This window comes from Paenibacillus sp. 2TAB23 (assembly GCF_052115165.1).
In the GTDB taxonomy this organism is placed as follows: domain Bacteria; phylum Bacillota; class Bacilli; order Paenibacillales; family Paenibacillaceae; genus Pristimantibacillus.
The window spans coordinates 1-25,581 of sequence record NZ_JBFRGD010000034.1 but is presented as its reverse complement, the minus strand read 5'-3'; the positions used below and the strand labels follow the sequence as shown (position 1 = coordinate 25,581).

The following is a 25,581-nucleotide window of genomic DNA, read 5'->3' as shown; positions in this document are numbered from 1 at the left end:
TTATGGTTTGAAACGGGTCGCCTTCAAGCTGTCCAACCATGACCCGGTTTGATCAACGATTCGATCCGACCATGATTCCGAATATTTATTGTCGCCAGCTTCCGGCTTCGGTTCCACGATCTGTTGACGATTCTCATTCAGATCATGTTGAACCAGCTTCTGAGAGAAGGAGGCGAAAGTTCCGCTTATTAGAAGCAGCAGCGTAATGGAGGCCGCAATCGTATAGTGTGTGACGGGATGCTGCAGCCAGGTGCGTAGGCGCGGCGCCTTCTCCAGCTTGGCTTCGGATGAATCCTGCTTAGAAGGAACGGCTTCTTCCTGCCGAAGCTCTTCCATTAGCTGTCCTACCACACGCTGCTCGAGCAAAGCCATGTCAGGAAGGATTAAGCGAGAAACGCTATCCTCGGCGAATGAGGCTGAAAGCTCCTCTTCCTCAGACCATGCAATGGCATCCATCAAAAGCTTCAAGCACAAATCGCAGCCGGCCAAATGCTGCTCAGCCTCTGACCGCTCTACACCCGTCAACATGTCCTTCACATACAGAATCATTTGATCTTGCGCGATATGCTCATTTCTCATTCGAAATCCTCCTTCCGCCAGTGGCGCCTCATCCAGCTTCTAGCCCGGTACAGCCTTGATTCAACGCTCTTAAGCTCCAGTCCGGTTTCAGCGGCTATCTGCTCGTACGACTTATCTTCCATATAATAAGCCATGACGACCTCGCGATAATTATTCGGCATCTCGTCTACCCGGTCTCGGATATGCTTCCGATCCGCTTGTTCCATTGCAACCACCTCGGCAGCGGGCATGACCGCGTTATCCTCTTGCTGCTTCTCCGATAGGGTGTCGCTGTCCCCAAGCTCTTCCGGCCTTCGTGCCCTGCTTCGTTTGAAATCAATCGATCGGTTAACGGCAATGCGCGTTATCCATGTTTTCAATCCATCTAATCGGCAATCCGGAAGGGAGCGATAGATTTGCAGCAGCACTTCCTGCGTAACGTCCTCCGCATCATGCGGAGAATGAAGCACTGCGAAGACTGTTCTATATATATAAGGACCATATGCTTGCACAAAAGGGCCATAATGTTCGGGCCCGCCCTTCTGCACCGCCTTGATCCAATCTTCATCTTGAATGTCGCTCCCCTCCTTCCCAATCCAATAGACGCCAGCCAGTCCTTCTTCCCCTGCACTGCCGTCAAAAATAATTTCAACCCTTGCGCAAATGTATCCAATCACGCAAAAACCTCATCATTCGCAAGGCATGCTCCTGCGAACGATGAGGTTTTTATCCTTTATTGCCGCAAGCGCTCTTTGCTTCTTGCACAGCTGCGAATCACTACCCGCCAAGCGTCTGCTTAAGCTCTTCGGGCGAGCGGTCCCACCACTCTTGGTTGTGCTCGACCAGAAGCTTGCGCAGCGCCGCTCTCTCTACCTCGCCAAGCTCAGTCAGGTTGTAGCGGCGTTTAATGGAATGATCCAGCTTATTCACGTGGTCAGCCAGAATCTTCCAACCCCGGCGCGCCTCGGAATCAATCAGCATTTCGCATGCCGTTGCGCCGGCGTAGTAGGATCCTTCCTCGTTGCGGTCAACGGCAACCCAAACGATCCAGCACTGGCGTCCGTTTGGCGTATCCTCTTTGTTTGGCGTGAATTTGATGCCGCGCTCCACCTTGCTTTTGGCATGCATCGCACCGACATCAATATAAGCGACTCCGTCATCGATAATGATACAGGATACGGCGCTTAGATCGATCGTCCCTGCACCAAAGCCTTTATGTTGTTTGCTGCTCACTACGTTGAGCGACAGTGATTTCTTTTCCTTTTTTTCCGGCTGAGCCGGCTGTCCTTGTTCTTCCGTCATGCGTATTCACACCTTCCCCATACAATAATTCCATTTTAGCTAATAATCATCGAAAAGCAAACATATACATGCTGTAGATGCTTGTCAACGGGAGGGAAACGTTCAATGACTCCACGCTATTTCAAACGAATTTTACTCGTAATACTCGCAGTCGTCATGCTCGGCTTATCGGTGCACTACGGCTTCGGGAATGCTTGGCAATCCCAATATACTTATGCTTTTGCCCCCGCCGCCAAAGCCAAGCAAGCACCTGCTCCTGCGCCGAAATCGGCCAAGCCGCCAACCGTGCAGGAACCAAACACCGTCATGACGCCAAAGCCGCAGGAGCTCAGCAATCGTGTTGTTGAGTACCATATTAGCGTGCATTTAGTTGATGATGCCAAAGGATTGAACGGGGACCAAACGGTCACTTGGAACAACCCTGGGAAAAAAGCGGTGTCCGAGCTCTACTTCCATCTATACCCGAATGCCTTCCAGTCCGATCAATCCACATTCATGAAGGAATCGGGAGGCAAGCTGCGGCAGGATGAGGCAACGCTGAACAGCAAGGGCTACATGAAGCTTCTTACGCTGGAGACGCTTGATGGCGAAAGCCTGCTGCCACGCCTGCAATACGTTCAGCCTGATGACGGCAACGATAATGACTTCACCTTGGCCAAAATCCGGCTGCCAGAGCCCGTAGACCCGGGGAAATCGGTTACGCTTCGCATGGGCTATGAAGTTAAGCTGCCAGAGGTGTTCGCAAGAATGGGCTATTCCGGTGATTTTGTGATGGCGGGGCAATGGTTTCCCAAAATTGCGGTCTATGAGCCGACCGGAACGCGCGGACGAACGGCCGAGGGCTGGAATGTTCATCAGTATCACGGAAACTCCGAATTTTACAGCGACTTCGGCATTTACAGCGTAAGAATTAAAGTGCCGGAAGCTTACACCGTGGCCGCTACCGGCTTTCAAACCAAGCCTATCGAGATCAAGGATCAAATGAAGGTCTATCAGTTTTATGCAGATGATGTGCATGACTTTGCATGGTCGGCCTCGCCCGACTTCGTCTATGAAGAAACGGCCTACTCCGATACAGGAATACCTGGCGTACGCATAAAGCTCTATCTCGACCCGTCGCATGCCGCCTTAAAGGACCGCTACATGCATGCTGCCAAATCAGCTCTCTCGAGCTACGCCAAATGGTATGGCGAGTATCCCTATAGCACGCTGTCGATTGTCGTACCGCCTAAAGGAGCGAACGGCGCCGGCGGAATGGAATATCCAACGCTAGTCACAGCCTTTGCTGCGGAGAAACAAAATCCAGGCTACGATCTGGAACGTACAGTCGTTCACGAGATCGGCCATCAATATTGGTACGGAATGGTCGCCTCCAATGAATTCGAAGAAGCCTGGCTGGATGAAGGCTTTACTTCCTACGCCGAGGATAAAGTAATGGAGACCGCGTATGGCGTAGAATCTAATCTGCGTGTGGAGGCCAGCTACATGACCGATCCCGCCCCACTGAAGCAGCCTTCGTGGGCGTACGGCAGCCATTCGCAATATGCCGAAAACGTCTATATGCGTGCCAAGCTTGTGCTTATCGGCATCGAGAATCAGGTCGGCTCCCGAACGATGCAGAAGATTTTGCGAACCTACTTCCAGAAGTATAAATTCAAGCACCCTACTTCCTCCGATTTCCAGCGGATCGTAGAACAGGTGACCAAGACCAAATGGCATGATTATTTCAGCCAATACGTATATGACGATCAGATGGCAGACTTCTCGATTGAATCCATTCATGTTCGTCCTGTCACGCAGGATGGCGCCAACATGTACGAGTCCATCGTTCTTGTCAAAAAGAACGGAGGCACTAATGGCGATATAAGAATTCTCATGCGCTTTAAAGACGGCTCCGAGGTCACAAAGCTATGGCATGCGGAAGAATCGCATATGCAATATAAGCTCCTGCATTCCGCTCCGCTCGAATGGGCGATGGTTGACCCAAAATACAGCAACGTGCTCGATAACAAGCTCATCAACAACTATATGCAGGCCCAACTGCCCGAAGACACGCGAACGAGATGGAGCCTCGGTACGGTCAAGCTGATTGAAGGTCTGCTCGGGTCGCTGAGCTGGTAAGTAACTGCGTTCAAGGAGCGATAAACGATGAAGATACATGTGAAGCAAGGCTGGCAACTGGCAGTCAAGCATTTCTACCTAGTCATTTTATTATTTCTATACCAGCTGCTGTGGGGATTTTTCCTCTACCGTTTTATTGATTCGGTCGTGTCGCCTTTGCTGCGAAGATATCCGGGCTCTTATCCGTCCGACACGGCAGCTCAGGTCTTCATGACCGAGGCGCAGTTCCAGCTGTTCAAGACCGACGTCATTTCCCCCTATGTATGGATGCTCGGCGGCCTTTTGGCGGCAAGAATGCTGCTCACCCCACTATTCAATGCCGGGCTTTTCTACTCGTTTAATCAAGCACGCTCAGACGGCAGCACGCGCTTCCTGGAGGGCATTAAAAAAACGTGGAAGCCGGTCGTCCTGCTTTACTGGATAGAAGCTATACTTTCCATTGCACCTGCTTGGTATGTGCTGCCGCGCTCGTTAGACGCTCTCCTTGAGAGCGGCTCCACGACTGAGCTGCTGCAGACTGTGCTTCCTGGGGCAGCATTGTGGTTGCTCTGGGGCACTGTACTGCATTTGATATTCCTCGCCATGCAGTTCGGGGCCACATCGGGAGAAGGCGTATTCCGTTCCCTGTGGCGCGCACTCCGCAACTTCCTCTCCTATGCGGCTATCTCGCTCATCATGTGGGGAATCGGCGCTGCTGCCGGGCTCGTGGTAACAAGCTTATCCATGCTGTGGGCTGGACTGTTCGCACTCATTCTGCATCAGGGCTATCACCTCATTCGCACACTTATGAAGGTGTGGACGATAGCCGCTCAGTACGATTGCCTTCAAACCAAACAGCTTTAGCAGGAACAAGCCTTCTTCTCCACTAATAAAGTGGAAATGAAGGCTTTTTATTTGAAATTGCAGCGCAACTAAATGATGTCATTTCTGTATAATTAGGTGTATGAAATTAAAAGTTGGAGGATACACGCTAATGATGCGTAAAAAACTGGTAATCCTATCAATGGCCCTGCTCCTAGCCGGCGGTTCTATCGTTGCAGCAGACAAATTAATGCAGAAAGTTACGCTGCTTTACAATAATAAGCAATCGCTGGAAGACGGTCTTCTTGTCGACGAAAAAGTGTATATCAACATTCGCTCGTTATCCGACTCCTTGCAGGCTTTTATCCAATGGAAAGGCAGCGAAAAGAAGCTTGTCATCCAAAAACCGAACGTCCACATGTTTATGATGAACGAGAAAAGAACCATGTTCGGGCAGGTGGAAAAGGGAAGCGTCCAGAAGTTCATGGTACAAGCGCAAATCGACAATTTAAATGTAGCGATAACGGAATTCAAGGTCACGCTCACCGATCCTAACGACAAAGAAATAACGATAGATCGGCGCAGCCAAACCGATGATGATTTCAAGGAATTTGTCGAGAAGGACTCCTTCTGGTTCAGCTCTAAGCTTGTCTCGTATGATTTCAAATACGCCGGAAGATACAAGCTGCGCTTCTGGATGGAGCAGAAGAATGCCGAGCCTCAGCTGATATCGGAGAAAATCATTACAGCCAAATAGAACACTGCATTCAAACGCAGATATACGAATCACAACAAAACCTCTGTTCATTCAGAGGTTTTTTGCATGAAAATTTTCTAATCTTTTTCTCGCAAATCATTCATTTACCGCCAACTGCGGGACTTTAGACTTGTCTATGCCATTTATAGCTGGAGGACGAATCGGTATATTTTACAACGTATTCACATAATTAATGAAATTGAGTGAACTCATTTAGTAAGAAAGAACTAGTAATGATCGTTTATCTTACACAAAAAACGGTTAAACGAAGGAAATAGTCAAAAGGTTACATGAGAATTATTAGAATTTGCAATTAAAGGCAGGAGATCAATGAAAATAATCGAATAATTCTCAAGAGCAATAAAAAACGGCCTAATTCCCTATCGGGAAACGGGGGAACCACTCTGGGTGAATTGATTCCGACGTCTGATTTATCGCAGCGCCTGAGGAATCATAGGGAACCTTCAACCGAACCCCACAGCTAACCTCGTCGGCATTGGAAGGAGTTTCACAATTGAAAAAGATTACCGCAATACTCCTGGGTCTCGTTCTCGTGCTCGCTTTCCAAGCGGGAAGCGCTTTCGCAGACTCAAAACTGAACGGATTCATCAATGATGTTATTGGTAGTCCGTACAAAAGCGGCGGAACAACGTCGAGAGGTTTTGATTGCTCCGGTTTTACGAGCTATGTGTTCGATAAAATGGGCATCGAACTTCCACGCACTTCCGGTTCGCAAGCAAAATCAGGCACGAAGGTCGCTAAGGCTGACCTAATTCCGGGAGATCTTGTGTTCTTCGACACAGTCGGTGGCAATAACAGCACCGTATCCCATGTTGGCATTTACATCGGAGACGGCAAGTTTGCACATTCTTCCTCCAGCCGAGGCGTTGTGACAGACAAACTTAGCTCCTCTTACTATGAAGACCGTTATGTGACTGCACGTCGTGTCATGGACGCGGATTCTTTCCAATCGTATGCCGACGCACAATAGAGCAACCTATCCCCTCTCTTAGAGAGCTGCACAGGTAGACTCACTTCAGCAAAGCCGCAGTTTTTTGTCCTCTGACGACAAATGACTTGCGGCTTTGCTGTTTCATTTCAAGCTGATTGCAGTGTGCATGCTGCCGCATTCAGGGAAGGAGAAATACCCGATGTATTTGTTTATTCACCGCAAGGACCTGCGCACCTCGGATATGCGCGCTTTTGATTATATAAATAAAAAACATACGCAAGGCATACATTTGCTGATCATAGATCCCATCCTAATTGGAGAAGGCCGGCTGACAAGCCATAGCGGCCGCAACTTTATGGCGCAAGCCGCTTCCTTGCTCTACAGCTATTCTAGCGCCGGCAAAGAGCTTCATGTGCTTTATGGCGATCCTGCTGCGATTACGGAGTCGCTCCTGCTCGCCCATCCTATTGAAGAGGTTATCGTCCATGCGGACTATACCCCTTATTCGAGGCAGCGGGATGACCAAATCGGACAAACCGTACGCCGCTTAGAGCGTCGCTGGATGCCCATTGCCGACGCACCGCTTGCCGATCTTGAAGCTTTCCCTGCCTACGCAAGAAGATCGGAGCCATACAAGGTATTTACGCCATTCTACCGGATGTGGGGCAGCTTTATGCTGGAGTCGTACAGCCCTATGGGCAGCACCACAATCAACGACCTCTCCACCATGCAGGAAATAGACCAGAGCGCTTGCCTTGCATTCGCGCTTCCAGAAGCGGTATCATGCGCGCTTGGAGGCACGAATGTGGAGGGCTCACCCAAATCGCTTGCTAGGCTGGATCGCTTTGTACGGGAACGCCTCGCTTCTTACGGGGACGTCCGCGACGCGTATGCCAATGATCAAACTAGCGGACTTGCACGCTTTCTGAATACAGGAGCCATTTCAGCACGCCATGCATATGAGCTTACGCAGGGTTTGCATGGATCTGAAGCTTGGATACGCCAGCTCGCATGGCGTGATTTCTACCTGTACCAGGCGATGTATCATGAAGACTTTTTCAAATATGAGCAGCTTGCTGATTTGAGCCCGCTAACAGGCACGAATTTCAAGGCGTGGTCGACGGCTGCAACAGGCATTCCGATCATAGACGCAGCCTTGACGCAATTGAACCGGACGGGTGAAATGCCGAACCGCTTGCGAATGGTCACCGCCATGTTTTTGACTAAAAACCTGCTCTGTCCATTTACTCTCGGCGAGCAATATTTCCGGCTCCACCTAAGCGACTACGACAACACCCTTAACCGCGGAGGCTGGCTTTGGTGCTCCTCGCTTGGCTACGACGCCGCACCTTATTTCCGCATTATGAATCCCGCGATTCAATCGCAGACGCATGATCCGAGCGGAAGCTATATTCGGCGCTGGCTTCCTCATCTGGACCATTTGTCCGATAAAGAGATTCATCTGCCGCAAAGCGGCGCAATCGTGGACTTGAAGGCTTCGCGCGCAAGGGCGATTGAAGTGTATAAAACGATATTGAAATAGACAACAGGTAATTCGACTAAATATTGGACAAACAAGTAAACTATTTCTTGTATTTACTAATAAATAAACCTCCGCATTTGCTTTGAAACAGCAAATGCGGAGGTTTTTCAATTTTTTTAAGGCTTGTTTCATTTCAACCTTCGGCGTTTATTGCCCGCATCTGCTTCCTGCCCAGGATGAGCATGACTGAAAGCAGCAGCAGCATACCTACCACTAATGAAGTGATGTACCATAAAGTTGATTGCACATTGAATTGATCCATGAACCAGCCTGTTACACGGGGGAATATCGCTCCTCCAAGGCCGCCGCAAGCTACAAGCAGGCTCGTCGTTCTTTCGGTCATCCCCGGAATGAGCTCGTTCGCGTACACGAGGGCGATTCCGAAGATGCCGGAGAAAAACAATCCACTAAGCGCTATGAGAGCCAGCATCCAGCTCAACTCGCCCATTACTGCCATGAGAACAAAGATAACGGATGCCCCTGCCGTAGCGATCAACAAATACTTGGAATAGCCCATTCGGTCAGCCAGCACGCCTGCGAACAGCCGTCCAAGCACCATAGTACCCCAGAACAGGCTGAGTGCTGCTGCAGCACTGGACTCTCCCACTTCCGAGCGTACGATTAGGATGGAAGGCAGATAGTTAGAGAAGCTCATTTCCATGCCTACATAAATCATAAAGAACAATGCTGATAACAACAGAAAAGGAAGAGCCTTGCGCGGATAGCCGAAAAAGAACGATGCGCCTGCCGTGCGCGTATTTTTGTTCATTTGATTGTCTGCATGGGCTGCACGATCTTCCTTATTCTGCGGAATATAGCCTAATTGATCGTCTATTTCTCCAAATGACATCGTTAGCCATAGAACAAAGGTAATGCCTGACATTGCGGCTAGTATCGGAAAAGATACCTGCCAAATGCTTTGCTTAATCAGATACGCTGCTGCGATGGGAATCAATAGTGCACCTACGCCGAAGAAGGTTTCGAGGCGACTCATCGCCGATGCTTTGCCATTCTTCGCCATATCAATAATCATAGCGCCAACTACTGCTTCGGTCATTCCGAAGCCCAGCCCAGCAAGCGGAGCAATCGCAAGCATCCATCCCCACGGGAGCAGAAGGCTGTAAGCCGCTTCACTCAGCGTAAGCACTCCCATGGCGATAAGGACCGCGCCACGTTTGCCCACTCTCGCCGTAATGGACGGCGCAAGCAGAACGCCGACCAAAAACCCGAGAAATTGGTTCATGATCCATTGCCCGCCATCTTTATATTCGAGATGATAATGCGCGATAAGCTGCTCTAATATAGATCCGCCCACAACATGGGCAACCCCGATAATGAGGTAGGACAGACAACCAAGCCATATTAATTTCTTCATATTCTTGTTTCTCCTTATGTACGCACGATCTTCTTGCGCCTATCTGATATAATAAACCTATTTGAAGCCTTTTACCCATTAAATAAGGCCGTTCAGCCAGACGGAGGTGCCGGGTCTATGACAAATAAACAAAGCTCCCACCATTATAATCGAGAAATACTCGATATGACCATACACCCGCTCGAGATCTCTCATGCGATGGAAATATGCCACTGGCGTTATGAGGCTCCATTTAATTGTTATAATTGGCCGGCCTGGGAGCAAATGAAAAAAGACGAAATCGAATTTGGCGATTCCGTCCTTCGTGCTTCTCAATATGCAGCTGTATTGGATAATCAGCTTGAGCTGATTGGCTTCGCGCAGTTCTTCCCTATTGCCGGCGTCACCCGCCTTGGGCTTGGGCTTCGTCCTGACCTCTGCAGCCGCGGACTAGGGCCCTCCTTTACCAAGCTGATTGTCTCGGAAGCAAAGCGCCGCACCCCGCACAATGAAATTGATTTGGAGGTCATCGCCTGGAATACGCGTGCCATACGCGCCTATCAGCAAGCAGGTTTCCAGATAACAGACACTTACTCGCGTTCTACCCCAGCCGGCTTCGCTGAGTGCCACTGCATGGTTTACGGGATTGCGGAGCCTTAAATCCGCTGGGCACCTCGCTCCGTATCCTTTAAATCCATAAATAATATAAGTCCAGGCGCAACCAGCACGGACACAGTCCGAATCCAAGCATGAGAGTCGAGATCCGTGTAGGCGCGCGATACGATTGCCCTTCTCGTTTCATTTAACTGCACCAAGTTAGGCACAAAATAAGGACGCCAGCTCCAGTTGGCTCCTCTATACTGCTCTTCACAATGCCATTCTTGATCCGAGTCGCGCCCATAATTCGCCGAAAGCTGGATACCATCCTCATTGCACAAATAGACCCTAATACAGTGTCCGTACAACTTTGGAAGCAGATCCTCTATCCATTCATCCTTCTGGCCCCGATACTCCGCTTCCTTCACGAGCTCAACCAGTTGCTCGGCAAGCTGCTCCGATTGCCTCTGCCAATAGCGCTCTGATCCCAGATAATGCATCAGATGCTGTTCAAGCTCAGCCTCTATAACTGCCGAAAAACATGCAGGATCACGGAATTCAGGCTCAGCTCTGGCAAACATAAAGCCCTGTATATACCTTGCTCCAGCTTGTATCGAACGCGCCAAATCTTCTCGCGTTTCAACACCCTCTACAAGCAGTGATGCGCCAATCTGTTCCGCGAGATCTGAGTAGGAGCGCAGCACGCCGAAATAACCGTCATGCGTCGCGCTCTTTTTGATCATATGGATATCGATTTTGAGCAAATTCGGTTGAATATGAGCAATGCGATCCGTACTGCTGAATCCGCTGCCAACATCATCGATGGCAATCGAGCATCCTTTTTGGCGATAAATATCGACAACGGAGCGCAGCCTCTCCATGGAACCTTGAAAGCTTTCTTCCGTTATTTCGATTACAATCCGCTTAGGATCGATATCGTACTTATCAAGTAAAGACAATGTATAAAGCTCGCCATTATCCTCGTAACGGTAGATCCAAGAAGGCTTCAAATTTATGAAAAGCATTGGCGGCTCTTCCATTGAAGACAGCTTGGAGAATGCTTGCTCGCGGAGCAGCCGGTCCACAAGGATGTGATCCTCCTCTGCAATCTCCGCATTGCAGAAAAAAGGACCCAAGCTGCGTACCGAATCACCCTTTACTGCTCGGCCAAGCACCTCATAGCCCATAATTCGTCGTGTATCCATTGCAATAATGGGCTGATAAAATGCAGCTAACGTTTCACCTTCTAACCCAAGCGCCTTTGGCAGCAGCGATGATGAGCACTCATTCATAGCGATCTCCTCTATGTTATATCTGTGTTAAATTATCTATCATGCTTCGATGAATAACATTGTAATAGAGTCGACAATAAATGTAAAGATCCGACAGGAATCTTCACCCATACGCTGAATAGTTGTCGAAAATTATATCAATCGAATAATCTGCGTAACCTTATCATCTTGGGAAACCTCGATTACGTGATGCTTATTATTGTAGGTAATCACGCCTGTGCCCACTTCAATGACCGGATTTTCACCTAAACCAAAAAATACGTCATCGGCTAATGCTTCCATAACCTCATGTCGATCCTCCACCGGCAGCGCCGCCCATTCATCCGCTTCCATCTCGAAAAAAGTAAAGCTGCTCTCTATTTCGGCTACCGCTGCTGTCAAATCCTTCAATATATCCGCATATTCCCTTGCATGTCTTACGCCCATTTGTGTTTACCACCTTTATCATTGTTCATTTTTGTGTGCATCTCTCTACTATTCTACCGCATTTTAGAAATTTTAACGTGTATGTCATCAAAACGTTTCATTTACTCTAACTTCAGAATGCCCATTTGACGATAATATAAGAAGTAGAGAAATGTCGAAAATGATTTGGACGGGGTGTATGATGAAAAATTCAACAATTATCGGTCTTGTACTAGGGTTAGTCGCTGTGCTCGGAGGGATGGTTTTAAAAGGAGCGCATCTATCGTCTCTTTTAAATCCAGCTGCCTATATGATTATTATATTGGGAACCGTGGCATCGGTTATGATCGCCTTCCCAATGTCCGAGCTCTCCAAGGTCGGTAAGCTGTTCAAAATGGTTTTCTCCGAGCAAAAGCTGCCGCAGCGTGATGAGCTTATCCAACGATTCATGGAATGGGCATCCATTACCCGCCGAGAAGGCTTGCTCGCTCTTGAAGCTAAAGTCGATGAAATTGAAGATACATTCCTTCGGAACGGCATGCGTATGATTATTGACGGCAACGATCAGGACTTCGTTCGCGATGTATTGCTTGAGGATATTGCCGCAACGGAAGACCGCCACAAAGCAGGAGCACTTATCTTCACGCAAGCCGGTACATATGCACCAACACTCGGGGTACTCGGAGCGGTTGTCGGGCTAATCGCAGCACTGGCCGATATGAGTGATATGGCTAAGCTCGCCCATGCGATTGCGGGCGCATTCATCGCGACGCTGCTAGGTATTTTTACAGGTTATGTACTATGGCATCCCATTGCGAACAAATTGAAACGTATGTCTAAAAAAGAAATTCAAATTCGTTTGATGATGGTAGAAGGACTTCTCTCCATTCAATCCGGCGTTTCAACCATTGCAATCAATCAGAAGCTATCTGTATTCCTTACACCTACGGAAAGAATTAAGATGAGGGAGAAGGAGGAAGGCGCCGTTGAGCAGAAAGCATAGGCATGAAGAACATGAGGAGCATGTAGACGAATCCTGGCTCATTCCTTACGCCGATTTGCTCACCCTGCTGCTTGCGCTCTTTATCGTGTTGTACTCCATGAACTCAGTCGATGTAAAGAAGTTCGAAGAAATGTCCCAGGCGTTCAGCGTTGCCCTTAGTACGGGGAGCGGTATTCTAACGGAAACAGCTATCGTAAAATCCGGTGATGACGACGGCAAGAAACAAGACGAAGCCGGCGGCGTTATCGACTCGAAAGATGAGAGCAAAGAAGACAGCGAAGATAAAGACCAGACCGCTGAAGAAAAAGCCCGCGAGGCCATTATGGAGCAAGAGCAGAAGGATCTGGAAGATTTAAAAAAGAAGATTGACGCTTATATTGAGAAAAACGGTCTCACGACTGATTTGGAAACAAAGCTTAATCTCTCTCAGCTCATGATCACGATTAGCGACAATGCCTTATTCCCTCCGGCACAAGCAACGGTTAAGACGGAATCGAGAGAGTTAGCCGTTGCGATCGGCAAAATGCTTCAACAATATCCGGATTATGAGGTCATTGTGTCCGGTCATACCGATACGACTCCTATTTCGACCGTGTTTTTCAAATCGAACTGGGATTTAAGCTCCATGCGTGCTATTCGATTTATGGATATCCTGCTTGAGAACAAGCAGCTAAAGCCTGAACGCTTCAGTGCAATCGGCTATGGTGAGTATCGCCCCGTTGCCGATAATAAGACAGCGACAGGCAAATCCAAAAACCGTCGTGTAGAAGTGTCGATTATGCATTCGTATTCCAATGAGGCCAACGCTCAGAAGCTAGCCGTTACCAAATAACATAACAAAAGCCTTGAATCCACTCCTCATCAAGAGTGACATTCAAGGCATTTGTATTTAATGGTCATCTTTAGACCGGTTTATAATTCAGTGTTTCGAATAACGCGGACTTCTCGGCATCCGTCAAATCTCTCCACTTCCCAACGTGTAGACCGGCAAGCTGGACGTTCATAATGCGCTGTCGCTGCAATCTTCTTACATGATAGCCAAAAGCCTCGCACATTCTGCGAATCTGACGGTTGCGGCCTTCCGTTAGAATAATGCGGAACACACGGTCCGTCACTCTTGTAACCACACAAGGCAGCGTCATACTGCCTAGAATATGAACGCCGCTCGCCATTCCTTTCAAGAAGGCATCCGTTACAGGCTTATCTACCGTCACTAAATATTCCTTCTCATGCTTGCCTTCCGACCTCAGGATAGGATTCACGATATCGCCGTCATTCGTGAGAAGAATTAAGCCCTCCGAATCCTTATCCAGCCTTCCAATCGGGAATATACGCTCCGAATGTCCGACAAAATCCACAATGTTTCCTTTAATATGAAGCTCAGTCGTGCTTGTAACGCCAACTGGCTTGTTGAGTGCAATATAGACATGGTTTTTCTGCTCTCCGATCTTCTGACCGTCAACGCGTACATCGTCGCCCAGCTCTGCTTGGCTGCCCAGCTGCGCCGTAGCTCCGTTAATCGTAACGCGGCCGCTGTCAACCAGCTTGTCTGCCTCGCGTCTAGAGCAGTATCCCGTTTCACTTATGAACTTGTTGATTCTCAAAACTGATTCACCCCGTTGTATGAACTGCCAAATCGGCAATTTGGTCCGATGGAAAATACTGCATGGCTGCTTGCCTTTTGTCTAGAGGGCTTGCCGCGACTCTGCCCAATACCTCTTCTGCTGCCTTTACCATTGCCCGTGCCACATCCTCGCCTTTAATGGGACGATACTTGCGCAATGGGCCAACCATTGCAAATGCAAGTCCTTTGGAGGCAATCGCCCCAAAGGCTTCACCCGGCCGTACGTCATGTCGCTCACCAAGCAGCAGGGAAGGCTGAAAAACATGAACGTTTGGCAGGTGCAGCCCCGCAAGCGCCTCTTGCAGCTCCCCCTTCACGCGACTATAAAAGATACGCGAGCCTGAATCTGCCCCCATCGCCGTAACGACAGAGAACACCGAAGCGCCGATGCGCTGAGCGTACTCTGCCAGCTTAAACGGATACTCGTAATCGACCCTACGGAAGGCATCCCTCGTTTTGGCTATCTTTATGGTCGTGCCTAGCGTACAAAATACAACATCCGCCTCTACCTGCGCTAATGCTCCATCCATGCTCGCAAGATCCGCCACGATCAAGTGCAGCTTCGCCTTTTCGCTTGCCGAGACTGAGCGATCCATATCGAATGATCGCCTAGAGAGTACCGTTACCTTCCTAACCAGAGGATTGCGAAGCAGTTGAACAAGCAAAGCATTCCCAATCAATCCGGTAGCTCCTACCAACACGACACTATATCCGGTTAATGCGTTGCCAGAGGAGCGGCTTTGTGTATCCCTAGATGATTCAAGCTTCAATGAAATCCCTCCTTGCCCGCCTATATGAAATCCGTACCGCAACTCATGCTTCCAGTATACCGCTCTCTCTCGCTTCTTTCAAAGCCGGAAGCATTAAATTTATCGTCGTTCCCACATTGACCTGACTTTTGATCTCCATCGTTCCTCGATGGCTATTAATGATACGCTGGGTAACCATAATCCCTAAACCGGTACCCGTCTCTTTTCCCGTAAAAAACGGATCACCAATCTTCGAAATCATTTCCTCCGGTATCCCCATGCCTTCATCCGTAATCGCTATCGTGATGAACTCGCGCTTATGCGTAATGTGGATATGAATCCTCCCGCCGCTTGGCATCGCTTCAATTGCATTCTTAATGAGGTTGATAAAGACCTGCTTCAACTGATTCTCCTCACATGAAATCAAGCATCCCTCTTCAGTCAGGGAGACACGGAACTCAATGTTGTGCAGAAGCGCTTCGCTATTCATTAGGGCAATGACGTCCTGCAGCACGTCTCTCAAGTCCTTGGTGACGAATCTTGTTGCCTGCGGTTTGGCCAAAATGAGAAACTCCCCGACAATTAAATTGATACGGTCGAGCTCTGACAGCATCAGCGCGACATGCGAGAGAGCAAGCTTCTTGCTCTCCTGCTGCAGCTGAAGAAACCCGCGGAGCGTTGTGAGCGGATTGCGTATCTCATGAGCTACGCCAGCCGCAAGCTGCCCGACCGTCGTCAGCTTCTCCGACCTGCGCAGCAATTCTTCCATTTTATTACGGCTTCTCATGTCCCTTGATATACTGGCAAATGCGCGTATGGTTCCGTCCGAATCACGGATAGGTGATATGGTCACGCTAACGGGAATCAACTCGCCTAGCTTGGTCATGCGCATCGTTTCTTGTGTGGGAAGCACCTTCCCCGATAAAATTTGATTCAACATTTGCCTAAGCTCAGCTTCATGCGAGATCGGAAGAATGGGATGAACGAGCCCGATGGCTTCCTCCTCTTCATAGCCGAATAGCAGCTCGAATGCTCGGTTAACCTGAATCACTTTGCCATCTAAATCAATCAAGTGGATTGCATCGCTTGTATGGTTAATAAATGATTCCAAGTGCTCCTTCATGCGCCTGTTTTCTTCAAATGCTTTGCGCAGCTTATTCATATAGATGCTAAGATTCTGCGACATCGCATTGACCTTAAGGGCGAGCAAGCCAAATTCGTCCTTCCGCTTTATCCGAATTGGCTGTTGAAACCTGGCAGAGGAAACCTCATTAACCTTCCATAAGATATCCTTCAGCGGCCTGATCATGACGCCAACCAATGAATAGCTAATGACGAATACAAGTACCATCATTATCCCCGTATACATTAAGGTATCGCCGCGTTTCTTATTGATAATCTGTTTAATGCCCACTCCGTCATAAACAACGCTTATTATATAATTGTCAGTTGGCTTTGTATAATAGAAGCTTCTATAGTAAGGCTTCCCGTTGATTACCATTTTTCTCAACTCGAAGCCGCTCTGCCTTGCTTTAGATATAATGGAATGATCGCCTATAGCATCTATATATGTATATGAGCCATAGGGAACGGACAAGGCGTCTTGCTCAAATACCGTTATTTCCTTTATATTTGGATTTATTGTTTTCACTATTTCAAAGATATGCTCGGGTGTTGATGGATTTCCTTCTTGAAATAGCGTGCCAGGCCCAGGCTTCTGCTCATATGCAGAAAATGATTGGGCAATATGCATGGAGGTATCCTGCATCGTTTGGCGCGCTTGCTCCCTCATACCCTGCATCATGGAGTACTCGCTTAGAATGTGGTGTATGATGAAAAAGGTAAATACAATAAGCGTAATCAAGACGGAAAATTTCATCTTAATCGACAATGACCGACACATCCTTTTACACTAAAACGTGTTTATTAACAACTTATACACATTATCAACAGTTACTGTACACATGCCTGAATAAAATGTGAGTATATTTGTGCATATCGTCACACTTATCCACAATGTTATCCACTACATGTTAACAACAGAATATTTGTTCGTTGTATAATGATTAATTTGTAAAGGAGCTTTAATTCATGCTGAGAGAACAAGAGGACGAAATATGGATGCAAGAAGCGATTGCAGAAGCAAAAAAAGCCGAGCAAATTGGTGAGGTACCTATCGGAGCGATAATTGTCAGAAACAATGAAATCATAGGGAGAGGCTACAATTTGCGAGAAACGCAGTTTGATCCAACTGCGCATGCCGAGATGGTAGCTATCCGTGACGCCTGCGATCGCATCGGCGCTTGGAGATTATTGGATTGTACATTATATGTCACGCTGGAGCCTTGTCCAATGTGCGCGGGCGCCATCGTCCAGTCCCGTGTAAAACGTGTGGTGTACGGTACTGCTGATCCAAAAGCAGGATGCGCCGGCACGCTTATGAACTTACTGCAAGAGCCCCGTTTCAACCATGAAACGGAGCTCACTAGTGGAATTCTGCAGCCTGAATGCGCGTTATTGCTCAAACAATTCTTCCGCCGACTTCGGGAAAAGTAATATGGCCTACTAGTCGTTGCGGCTTATCGTAATGTGGGTTAGCTCATCTCTTTGTATATACTGTAACGCAACAATAAGCTGATCGGCCTCTTCGCTAATTGCTAGAACATCCGGATCTGTCAAGCTGCCGCGTGCTTCGGCTATTTCATGAAGCTTTAGCCGCAGCGACTGCAATTGTTTAAGCAAGTGTTTTTTGTCCATAGCTCGCTTCGGGGCACGCTCCTTATTTAGCACTCGTGTGGTAATGCTTCTATTATACTCGTAGCATAATAAGGAGTTTGTAAAATCTTGTCGATGAAGGTAGACAATTTTCGGGCATTATTCGACAAAATGAAGTTATTTATTCCAATTAATAGTTCTTTGTGACTAAAAAATTCAATTATTTTCTGAAAATTAAATCGCTTGTGGTTAGCGCCTAGTTATATATGCATAGTGATTAATTGATATTGATAATCATAATCAATTAATATATAATTAACCTAATTACTTTTTTATAGCGGAGTGTATGCCAAATGAGTTCTGCCGATAAGCTTCAAACCTTTTTGACGCTCGTTGAATGCCGCTCGTTTACCGAAACAGCAAAGCGGTTGTATACATCCCAGCCTACAGTAAGCAACCATATTCAACAGCTGGAGAATCAGTATGGTGCTGCTTTGTTTCATCGATCCGGTAAAAGTGTCATTCTTACGAATAAGGGTAAAGTTCTTTACGATTATGCTCAAAGAATTATGTCTCTCTACCAGGAAGCTGCTTCCGAGCTTCAGAATGATACGCAGCAAGGCTTACCTATATACATATGCAAGGATTTAAATACCTATTTACTGTCCGATATGATCAAACGTTTTATCGACAAATATCCCGACAAATCGTCCCCCTTGCAGATCGTCGAAAATGTCGAAATACAGAAAAAGCTTCAGCAAAAGAAAACAAACCTTGCCATTATGCCTTTGACTGAAACCAATGACTATAGGGAGTACGGTTACGATAGCGAGACCTTGTTCGCAGAAGACTTGCTGCTGGTCGCATCGCCGGAGCACCCATGGAGCAAGCGAAAAATGCTTTATTTAAGAGATCTAAGCCATCAGAAGCTTCTCGTTCCTAAGAATGAGCAGCTTCAAGCTGTGATACTTAAAGCGCTAAACCGGAGTCAAATCCCCATAGAAATCATCTACATGAAGAACTTCGATGAAATCAGCGAAGAGCTCAAACACAGCCATGCCCTTGCCTTTTTACCATATTATGCGGTCAATAAGGGCATTTCGAGCGGCGAGCTGATTACACGGCCGGTAGCAGGCCTGCAAATCAAACGTCGAAATGGCTTCGTTATTCGGAAGAACACCGTTTTGACCGAGCTTGAGCAGGCCTTCTATTCCTTTGCTAAAGAAGCTTTCTAGTCTGTATCCCCCATGACTGTCTCCTTCTGTCCGAACTGTCCGAACGATTCCTCCCCACATGTTCTATACGCCAACTCGAATACAGATGCAAACAGAGCAGGTACATCCCATGTACCTGCTCTTGCCTTTCGCAAGCTTAGTTTTAGAGGTTAAATCCGTCATCCTGCCGCTATTTATGAGGATAAATCCATTTGTATTATAAGAATCTATGAAGTAAAATTATTTAAACTGAACATAACTACGGATGTCGGGATGTGCCCTTTTTGAATAATAAAGCAGTAATCTTGGGTTGTAATTATTATATTGGGTTGAGCACGATTCGTTGCTTGGGCATTAACGGCGTTCATACGGTGGCTGTTGATTATTCAACAAAAGATACTTATGGCGCGGATTCAAAATACACGTCGGAGAGATTGATTTCTCCTCACTATAAAGAAGACACTGCAGCATTCATACGCTTTTTGAAGGACTATGCGAGCAAGCAGAGCGCGCCTCCCGTTCTGATTCCTTGCCACGACTCCTATCTGGAGGTCATCGATGAGCATTTGGAGGAGCTGAGGGAGCATTACCTTATTCCGCAAAACATACCTGGCATATATTCGGATATGATGAATAAAGAAGTACTACAGCGGTTGTCGCTAGAAAACGGTGTTTCCGTTCCGGAAACGGTCCGTTTGAACGAAGATGGTTTTTTCGAGAAAATTGATCATGCCATAAAGTATCCATGCATCGTAAAACCGACCGACTCGCCTTCCTTTGTTGCCAAATTCAGAAGAAAGCTATTTAAAGTAAACAACCGCACAGAGCTTGAACAAGCCTTGGCCAAAGCGAAGGAAGCGGATTTGGAAGTTATCGTAAAGCGCATTATTCCAGGCTTTGATGATCATATGTACACGTTTGACGCTTATTTGGACCAGAACTCCAAAGTAACACACTGGGTAACTTGCCAAAAATTCCGCCAATATCCGATAAATTTCGGTGCATCGGTATACACGGGACAGCGCTATGTACAGGAGCTGTTTGATATTGGCGCGCCGTTTCTTGAGAAAATGAAGTGGAAAGGCTTTGCAGAGATTGAATTCAAGAAAGATGCCGAGACGGGGCGCTTTTATTTAATTGAGGTCAATTGCCGCATCACAAACCTGAACAATCTGTTGTATAAGGTAGGCGTGAACATTCCTTGGATTACCTACCAAGAGCTGACTGGCGGCAACCTAGTGCCTCCTAAAGCCGTCAAAGAGAATACGAACCGCGTATTCTGGTACGGTTACGAAGATATGCTTGCCGTACGCGATTACGTCAAGACGGGCCAGTTGACGCGCAGGCAGGTATTCCTCTCGTTGTTCAAACCGAAGGCTTATGCCATCTGGGATTGGAAGGACCCTAAGCCAGCTTTTTCTTATGCTGCTATCATCGGTGGCAAGCTAACGAAAAAGCTCCTTAGAAGATAGTCAAAGCAAAACGGGTACAGGTGACTAGAATGGAGCTGAACGTATGTTATTGAATGCCTTACTTACTGATCTTGAATATACGCTTGTGAAAGGTGATTTACATAGAGAAGCCTCTGCTATCGCCTATGACTCCCGAGAAGCTTCAGAAAATTCCGTATTCGTTGCGGTTTCCGGCTTCTCGGTAGACGGTCACGAGTACATTGATAAGGCGATTGCGCTTGGTGCAACAACCATTATCCTAGAGAAGGATATTACTGTCCCAGAGGACGTAACCGTTCTTAAGGTTGCGAACACGCGCGAGGCGCTGGCCCGAGTATCTGCCAACTTCTATCATCGTCCAACGGAGCAAATGAATCTCCTAGGCATCACCGGGACAAATGGAAAAACATCAACCACTTATTTTCTGCAATCCATATTTGAACAAACGGGTACCTCGCTCGGGATCATCGGTACGATTGGGACAGTGATTGGCGATAAAGTGTTCCAGAACAAAAACACAACGCCTGAATCACTGAATCTTCAGCAAATTTTCGCGGAGATGATTCAGTCGGACATGAAGCACTGCGTCATGGAGGTCTCTTCGCATGCGCTTAATTTAAGCCGTGTAGCTCATTCCAGCTTCAATACGGGCGTCTTCACAAATCTTACGCCTGATCATCTCGAGCTGCATCATACGATGGAGGAATATTTCGAGGCTAAGGCAAAGCTATTTGACATGACAACGGACTATAATATTATTAATGCTGACGATCCTTACGGCCGTAAGTTAATTGATCGCTTGCAAGGCAGAGCGCCAAAGCTGCTCACCTACGGCATCGAACAGGAAGCAGATATCCATGCGGCTGATATTCACTATTTTGCAGACTACACCACTTATACCGTTCATACGCCAAGGGGCAGCGCGACCATTAAAGTGAATCTCCCAGGAACCATCTACGTATACAATAGCTTGGCCGCAGTCGCAACCGCGTATGCCAACCAGTTCAGTCTTCAGCAAATCGCCCAAGGCATAGCAGCTGTAGAAGGCATCAAAGGCCGCTTGGAAGTCGTTTATGAGGATGAAGACAGCAAGATCATTGTCGACTTCGCACATACCGAGGACAGCTTGGAGAAGGCTTTGACGACGATTAGACCATTTGCCAAGGGCAGAATTATACTCGTATTCGGCGTATATGCTTCTGATGGAGAGTCCGGTACAGAGAAACGCAGGGCAATGGCCAAGGTTGCTGCTGCATTTGCTGACTTTTCCGTCATTACTTCAGATAATCCAAAAATGCAGGACAACAATCTTATTATTCGTGAGATCGTAGAGGGCATGGAAGCCTGCAATGGGGACTACGAAGCGGTCGTCGATCGCCGGGATGCCATTGCTTTTGCCATTAACATCAGTCAAAAGGGCGATGTGGTCCTCATTGCGGGCAAGGGCCATGAAACCACGCAAATTATCGGAAAGACCGAGTACCCTTTTAACGAAGCGGAGATTGTTAGGGAAATTAAGCTAAAAGCGAAATGACTCTGCGGCAACCACAATAAACCTTTTAAAAGGTCAGGCAACTCTGATTAGGAATACTTTTTTTATCAGCTATGAGGAAATGGGCAGCCATGTTATGATGGTCGGTACTTCAATGTTTTCAGTTATATAATTCATTAAAAGTAGGTTGAACAATGGAAGCTAAAAGCTTAGGCGTCATAGGCGGGATGGGACCGAAAGCAACATCCGTATTTTTCGACATGATTATCGAGCAGACCGAGGCGGACAAGGACCAAGACCATATCAATATGGTCATCCTGAATCATGCTACATTACCCGATCGAACAGGTGTTATTCTAAGCAAGAACGGCGAGTTGTTTCTTAAGGCGGTTGCCAAGGATTTGAAACTGCTGGAATCCTCTGGTGTATCCAACATCGCCATTCCTTGTAACACCTCGCACTATTTTTATGACGATATGCAGCAGATGACTAGCGTTAACATCATCAATATGGTAGACGAGACCTTAAAGGAAATCCACAACAGGTTCGGTGAACACTGCAAAGTAGGCATATTGGCTACCAACGGTACGGTGAGCAGCGGTGTTTATCGAAAAGGCTGCGGGCAGTATAACATGCAGCTGCATGAGCCCGATGCTGTGGTACAAGAACATGTTATGGATATCATCTACAACAAAGTGAAGCGCAATTTGCCAGTTGAACCCGCTGAATTCGAGGGCATTATCAACCATTTGCTTATTCACGACGAATGCCAATGCGTTATAATTGCCTGTACAGAGCTTTCTTGTATTCCCATTCAAAACGAGGTTGCCAAAAATTGCGTGGACGCGATGTCCGTACTTGTTCAGAAGTCCATTGAGCTGTCCGGCAAACGTTCTATATCTTCTAAATAATAAGATAGAATAAAAAATCCGGAGAAGGCTCTCCGGATTTTTTTGGCATTAATGGACGAAGCAGTGGCAGCACTTACAGAACATTAAGCTCTACGTTTATGTTGCCGCGAGTCGCTCTCGAATACGGACATACCTGATGCGCCGCCTCAGCCAGCTCCTTCGCAACCTCCGGTTCAACGCCTACGATTGAAATATCAAGCTTCGCTTCGAGCTGATAATTCCCGTCATCTATCTTTCCTAACGTTACGTGAGCGGTTACTTCGGTTTTTTCTACTTTGATTTTTTTCATTCGGGCCACGACATTAAGTGCGCTCTCGAAGCAGGCTGCGTACCCGCCGGCAAATAGCTGCTCAGGGTTTGTTGCGCCCCCTGGGCCTCCGAGCTCCTTCGGCGCTCTCACTTCAACACTTAATATGTCGTCGCTCGATACAATCTTACCGTCTCTTCCACCCGTTGCCGTTGCTGTTGCTGTGTATAATTTCTGCATAATAAATTCCTCCATTGTTATAGTGGTGTGTGTAAATCTGGACTTCATTGTCGACCCTTGTTCATGCCTTGGCTGGCAACAAGAAATAGCATCCTGATTTCTTATTGCCCGAATGAGGCTATTCTATTCCATTTGCGAAGGACGACTGTCATTCTTTTTAAATTGTATATAACTTAATTTTATAAAATTTAATATACGCCTATTGAATTACGTTGTCAACAAATAAACAAGCTCCCTTTCATTGTTGCTGAAAGGAGCTTGTTTATTTAGAAACATTATTTTATCTAATAAAATCTTACTGCAACGCCTTTTCGTTCGTTTTCTTACCTAAACGATGAGTCAGATAGGAACGATTGGCTATTATCCGTTCATCCGTCGGCCTAAATTGTGCTGCTTTCTCGTTATGCTCATGTGCCTTCTCATACTCGCCTATGCGGTCAAAGCAAACGCAAAGCTGAAGATGGGGCAGCCATGTAGAACAGGCCAGGTTCTCAAAACCCCAGTTCTGCTCCGGCTTCTCCACGTCGAGTGCCAGTTTATACCAATATATCGCCAATTTAGGCTCATTTTGTTGAAGGAAATGATAACCGAGTCGACAGCAAAATTCCGGACGCGGCTTATCATAATGAAAGGAGCGGAGGATGGAGTCCAGCGTATTCCTTGCTTCTTTAAGCTCGCCATAACAATCGGCCAGCCTGCTGCAGGCGGCTACGTTGTCCTCAATCCAACCTTTTCCCGTTGCCAGAAATTTATCGTAGTACCTTATGGCTGCTTCGTATCTTCCATGATCCTTAAGCTCATTGGCATAATAGAATAAGTCGCGTGGAGAAAAGATTTCTCCCTTGGCGAGCCGCTGCTCATAAATGTTTAAATTTCGGTCGCTGTCATGGTGAATACTGCTGTGCGTTACGGCAACATCGCTGTGGAAAATATCCCCGTACACTTCGAGGTATTCATGAACCGGTCCGATCCACTGAAAGGCCCGCTCCCGCTTCACAATTCGATTGCGCCTTAGCTTCGAGGTGACATTGCCGAATTCGTCGAATGCCAGATGATATTCCATCGAGACAGAGTCAACGGCAGGACTCAGCTTTTTCTTTAATGCTTTGAGTTTTCTTCGGTCAGACTCCTTCAATATATCATCGGCATCCAGCCACATGACATGCGATTTCGTTGCCAAAGAAAAAGCATAGTTGCGAGCAGCTGCGAAATCATTGATCCACGTAAAGTGTTCAATTCGATCTGTAAATTCACTCGCAACCTGTATCGTTGTATCCGTAGAACCTGTATCTACAACAATAATTTCGTCGGCGATGTCTTTCACGGATGAAAGACATCGCCCGAGCGTTTCTTCTTCATTTTTGACGATGAGGCACAAGCTGATGGATATCAATTTAACCACACCCCCGCGAGTTGATTGCATGGATTCATCATATTCTTGTGCCGCCGTCCTGTTACTGTCAGGCAATTAGCTTAAGCGGATGATTGTCAGTGCTGCGCCTGCGCTTCCTGCAAGCAGTGTTGCGGTACCGAGCAAGCCAAACATTTGAAGCGTAATTGTGCTGTTCGCGGTTAATGTTAATACAACATCGTTATTGAAATTGGATAAGCTCAGAACTGGCGCGATCGTGGATGCGGTATTCGCTGCGCCGTTGATTAGCAGCCTCGTGCTGAGAAGCAGTGCGGCAGTCGTGTTGATTTGATAGCTTATAAAATATCTGCCCGCATTGGCAACCGTGAAGGTATCATTGGCTCCATTGACGGTAATACCCGTACCCAAGCTTTGTGCACTTGGCAGCGCTACGTTTGTTCCTCCAAGTACGACCGCAATAATAGCTCCCGTCGTATTCGCAGCAAACCCTGACTGCTCCGTTGGGGAAGTACCTGTCGCGCCTGTTGCTCCTGTTGCTCCTGTTGCTCCTGTTGCTCCTGTTGTGCCCGTAGCTCCAGTCGTACCGGTTACTCCCGCTCCTGTCGCACCTGTAACACCAGTCGCTCCCGTTTCACCTGTTGCTCCTGTTGTACCCGTAGCTCCAGTCGTGCCGGTTACTCCTTCTCCTGTCGCACCTGTAACACCAGTCGCTCCCGGTTCACCYGTTGCTCCTGTTGYACCCGTAGCTCCAGTCGTRCCGGTTACTCCTTCTCCTGTCGCACCTGTAACACCAGTCGCTCCCGGTTCACCTGTTGCTCCTGTTGCACCCGTAGCTCCAGTCGTACCGGTTACTCCCGCTCCTGTCGCACCTGTAACACCAC

26 protein-coding genes and 1 riboswitch are annotated in these 25,581 nt (G+C 47.5%); of the genes, 13 read left to right on the top strand and 13 right to left on the bottom strand.

The window, feature by feature from the left end; translation table 11 throughout:
- From AB4Z29_RS30020 to AB4Z29_RS30010, 3 genes are all read right to left on the bottom strand, one after another.
- Entirely contained in the window at window positions 1–579 is a 579-nt protein-coding gene (locus AB4Z29_RS30020) for a zf-HC2 domain-containing protein (RefSeq protein WP_441946586.1), read from the bottom strand.
- On the bottom strand, window positions 576–1,235 hold the full coding sequence (locus AB4Z29_RS30015) for an RNA polymerase sigma factor (RefSeq protein WP_441946585.1): 660 nt from the start codon (window positions 1,233–1,235) through the stop codon (window positions 576–578). Before AB4Z29_RS30015 ends, AB4Z29_RS30020 begins: the two co-directional genes overlap by 4 nt.
- A gap of 100 nt (window positions 1,236–1,335) precedes the next feature.
- Entirely contained in the window at window positions 1,336–1,860 is a 525-nt protein-coding gene (locus AB4Z29_RS30010) for a YwhD family protein (RefSeq protein WP_441946584.1), read from the bottom strand.
- A 105-nt stretch (window positions 1,861–1,965) separates the two neighbouring features.
- Here AB4Z29_RS30010 and AB4Z29_RS30005 point away from each other — a divergent pair, with 105 nt between their 5' ends.
- From AB4Z29_RS30005 to AB4Z29_RS29985, 5 genes are all read left to right on the top strand, one after another.
- On the top strand, window positions 1,966–3,981 hold the full coding sequence (locus AB4Z29_RS30005; protein ID WP_441946583.1) for a M1 family metallopeptidase: 2,016 nt from the start codon (window positions 1,966–1,968) through the stop codon (window positions 3,979–3,981).
- A 27-nt stretch (window positions 3,982–4,008) separates the two neighbouring features.
- The gene (locus AB4Z29_RS30000) at window positions 4,009–4,824 is read left to right on the top strand and encodes a hypothetical protein (protein ID WP_441946582.1); all 816 of its coding nucleotides are present in this window, start codon (window positions 4,009–4,011) and stop codon (window positions 4,822–4,824) included.
- Window positions 4,825–4,954: 130 nt separating this feature from the next.
- Window positions 4,955–5,539, top strand: a complete 585-nt coding sequence (locus AB4Z29_RS29995; protein ID WP_441946581.1) for a hypothetical protein — start codon at window positions 4,955–4,957, stop codon at window positions 5,537–5,539.
- 359 nt (window positions 5,540–5,898) lie between these two features.
- Window positions 5,899–6,050, top strand: a riboswitch (cyclic di-AMP (ydaO/yuaA leader).
- A 3-nt stretch (window positions 6,051–6,053) separates the two neighbouring features.
- Complete coding sequence (locus AB4Z29_RS29990; RefSeq protein ID WP_441946580.1) at window positions 6,054–6,530, top strand: C40 family peptidase; 477 nt, start codon at window positions 6,054–6,056, stop codon at window positions 6,528–6,530.
- A gap of 160 nt (window positions 6,531–6,690) precedes the next feature.
- Window positions 6,691–8,034: an FAD-binding domain-containing protein gene (locus tag AB4Z29_RS29985; RefSeq protein ID WP_441946579.1), complete on the top strand. Its 1,344-nt coding sequence runs from the start codon at window positions 6,691–6,693 to the stop codon at window positions 8,032–8,034.
- A 133-nt stretch (window positions 8,035–8,167) separates the two neighbouring features.
- Here AB4Z29_RS29985 and AB4Z29_RS29980 read toward each other — a convergent pair whose 3' ends face one another.
- Window positions 8,168–9,409 (bottom strand): MFS transporter, encoded by a 1,242-nt coding sequence (locus AB4Z29_RS29980; protein WP_441946578.1) that lies wholly within the window; start codon window positions 9,407–9,409, stop codon window positions 8,168–8,170.
- A gap of 117 nt (window positions 9,410–9,526) precedes the next feature.
- Here AB4Z29_RS29980 and AB4Z29_RS29975 point away from each other — a divergent pair, with 117 nt between their 5' ends.
- Entirely contained in the window at window positions 9,527–10,048 is a 522-nt protein-coding gene (locus tag AB4Z29_RS29975) for a GNAT family N-acetyltransferase (RefSeq protein WP_441946577.1), read from the top strand.
- On the opposite strand, the gene AB4Z29_RS29970 is transcribed toward AB4Z29_RS29975, so the two are convergent.
- Complete coding sequence (locus AB4Z29_RS29970; RefSeq protein WP_441946576.1) at window positions 10,045–11,277, bottom strand: EAL domain-containing protein; 1,233 nt, start codon at window positions 11,275–11,277, stop codon at window positions 10,045–10,047. The two genes, AB4Z29_RS29975 and AB4Z29_RS29970, sit on opposite strands and share 4 nt — an antisense overlap.
- Before the next feature lie 132 nt (window positions 11,278–11,409).
- On the bottom strand, window positions 11,410–11,703 hold the full coding sequence (locus AB4Z29_RS29965) for a hypothetical protein (protein WP_441946575.1): 294 nt from the start codon (window positions 11,701–11,703) through the stop codon (window positions 11,410–11,412).
- A gap of 181 nt (window positions 11,704–11,884) precedes the next feature.
- On the opposite strand from AB4Z29_RS29965, the gene motA reads away from it, so the two are divergent.
- Both motA and AB4Z29_RS29955 read left to right on the top strand, forming a co-directional pair.
- A complete protein-coding gene (gene motA, locus AB4Z29_RS29960; protein ID WP_183571181.1) occupies window positions 11,885–12,685 on the top strand; it encodes a flagellar motor stator protein MotA in 801 nt (266 codons plus the stop codon).
- Window positions 12,669–13,517 (top strand): flagellar motor protein MotB, encoded by an 849-nt coding sequence (locus AB4Z29_RS29955; RefSeq protein ID WP_441946574.1) that lies wholly within the window; start codon window positions 12,669–12,671, stop codon window positions 13,515–13,517. The genes motA and AB4Z29_RS29955 overlap by 17 nt, the downstream gene beginning before the upstream one ends.
- Before the next feature lie 70 nt (window positions 13,518–13,587).
- Here the strand turns inward: AB4Z29_RS29955 and rluF are convergent, their stop codons facing one another.
- From rluF to AB4Z29_RS29940, 3 genes are read right to left on the bottom strand one after another with little or no spacing between them, the layout of a single operon-like run.
- The gene (rluF, locus tag AB4Z29_RS29950) at window positions 13,588–14,289 is read right to left on the bottom strand and encodes a 23S rRNA pseudouridine(2604) synthase RluF (protein ID WP_441946573.1); all 702 of its coding nucleotides are present in this window, start codon (window positions 14,287–14,289) and stop codon (window positions 13,588–13,590) included.
- 7 nt (window positions 14,290–14,296) lie between these two features.
- Window positions 14,297–15,079, bottom strand: a complete 783-nt coding sequence (locus tag AB4Z29_RS29945) for an NAD-dependent epimerase/dehydratase family protein (protein ID WP_441946572.1) — start codon at window positions 15,077–15,079, stop codon at window positions 14,297–14,299.
- A gap of 43 nt (window positions 15,080–15,122) precedes the next feature.
- Entirely contained in the window at window positions 15,123–16,949 is a 1,827-nt protein-coding gene (locus tag AB4Z29_RS29940) for a PAS domain S-box protein (protein WP_441946571.1), read from the bottom strand.
- 200 nt (window positions 16,950–17,149) lie between these two features.
- Here AB4Z29_RS29940 and tadA point away from each other — a divergent pair, with 200 nt between their 5' ends.
- Window positions 17,150–17,614: a tRNA adenosine(34) deaminase TadA gene (gene tadA, locus AB4Z29_RS29935; RefSeq protein ID WP_441946570.1), complete on the top strand. Its 465-nt coding sequence runs from the start codon at window positions 17,150–17,152 to the stop codon at window positions 17,612–17,614.
- Window positions 17,615–17,623: 9 nt separating this feature from the next.
- Here tadA and AB4Z29_RS29930 read toward each other — a convergent pair whose 3' ends face one another.
- Window positions 17,624–17,815 (bottom strand): Spo0E family sporulation regulatory protein-aspartic acid phosphatase, encoded by a 192-nt coding sequence (locus tag AB4Z29_RS29930; RefSeq protein WP_183571126.1) that lies wholly within the window; start codon window positions 17,813–17,815, stop codon window positions 17,624–17,626.
- Window positions 17,816–18,126: 311 nt separating this feature from the next.
- Here AB4Z29_RS29930 and AB4Z29_RS29925 point away from each other — a divergent pair, with 311 nt between their 5' ends.
- The 4 genes from AB4Z29_RS29925 to AB4Z29_RS29910 all read left to right on the top strand — a co-directional run bounded on the left by AB4Z29_RS29925 (window position 18,127) and on the right by AB4Z29_RS29910 (window position 22,841).
- Entirely contained in the window at window positions 18,127–19,008 is an 882-nt protein-coding gene (locus AB4Z29_RS29925; RefSeq protein WP_441946569.1) for a LysR family transcriptional regulator, read from the top strand.
- A 263-nt stretch (window positions 19,009–19,271) separates the two neighbouring features.
- On the top strand, window positions 19,272–20,459 hold the full coding sequence (locus AB4Z29_RS29920; RefSeq protein ID WP_441946568.1) for a carboxylate--amine ligase: 1,188 nt from the start codon (window positions 19,272–19,274) through the stop codon (window positions 20,457–20,459).
- A gap of 43 nt (window positions 20,460–20,502) precedes the next feature.
- Window positions 20,503–21,972: a UDP-N-acetylmuramoyl-L-alanyl-D-glutamate--2,6-diaminopimelate ligase gene (locus tag AB4Z29_RS29915; RefSeq protein WP_441946567.1), complete on the top strand. Its 1,470-nt coding sequence runs from the start codon at window positions 20,503–20,505 to the stop codon at window positions 21,970–21,972.
- Window positions 21,973–22,124: 152 nt separating this feature from the next.
- Complete coding sequence (locus tag AB4Z29_RS29910; RefSeq protein ID WP_441946566.1) at window positions 22,125–22,841, top strand: aspartate/glutamate racemase family protein; 717 nt, start codon at window positions 22,125–22,127, stop codon at window positions 22,839–22,841.
- 73 nt (window positions 22,842–22,914) lie between these two features.
- On the opposite strand, the gene AB4Z29_RS29905 is transcribed toward AB4Z29_RS29910, so the two are convergent.
- The 3 genes from AB4Z29_RS29905 to AB4Z29_RS29895 form a co-directional block, all read right to left on the bottom strand.
- On the bottom strand, window positions 22,915–23,328 hold the full coding sequence (locus AB4Z29_RS29905; RefSeq protein ID WP_441946565.1) for an organic hydroperoxide resistance protein: 414 nt from the start codon (window positions 23,326–23,328) through the stop codon (window positions 22,915–22,917).
- 295 nt (window positions 23,329–23,623) lie between these two features.
- Window positions 23,624–24,730, bottom strand: coding sequence for a tetratricopeptide repeat-containing glycosyltransferase family 2 protein (locus AB4Z29_RS29900; RefSeq protein ID WP_441946564.1), 1,107 nt, complete (start codon window positions 24,728–24,730; stop codon window positions 23,624–23,626).
- A 66-nt stretch (window positions 24,731–24,796) separates the two neighbouring features.
- Window positions 24,797–25,581: BclA C-terminal domain-containing protein (locus AB4Z29_RS29895; RefSeq protein ID WP_441946563.1), on the bottom strand; the 785-nt coding region annotated here is incomplete at its 5' end.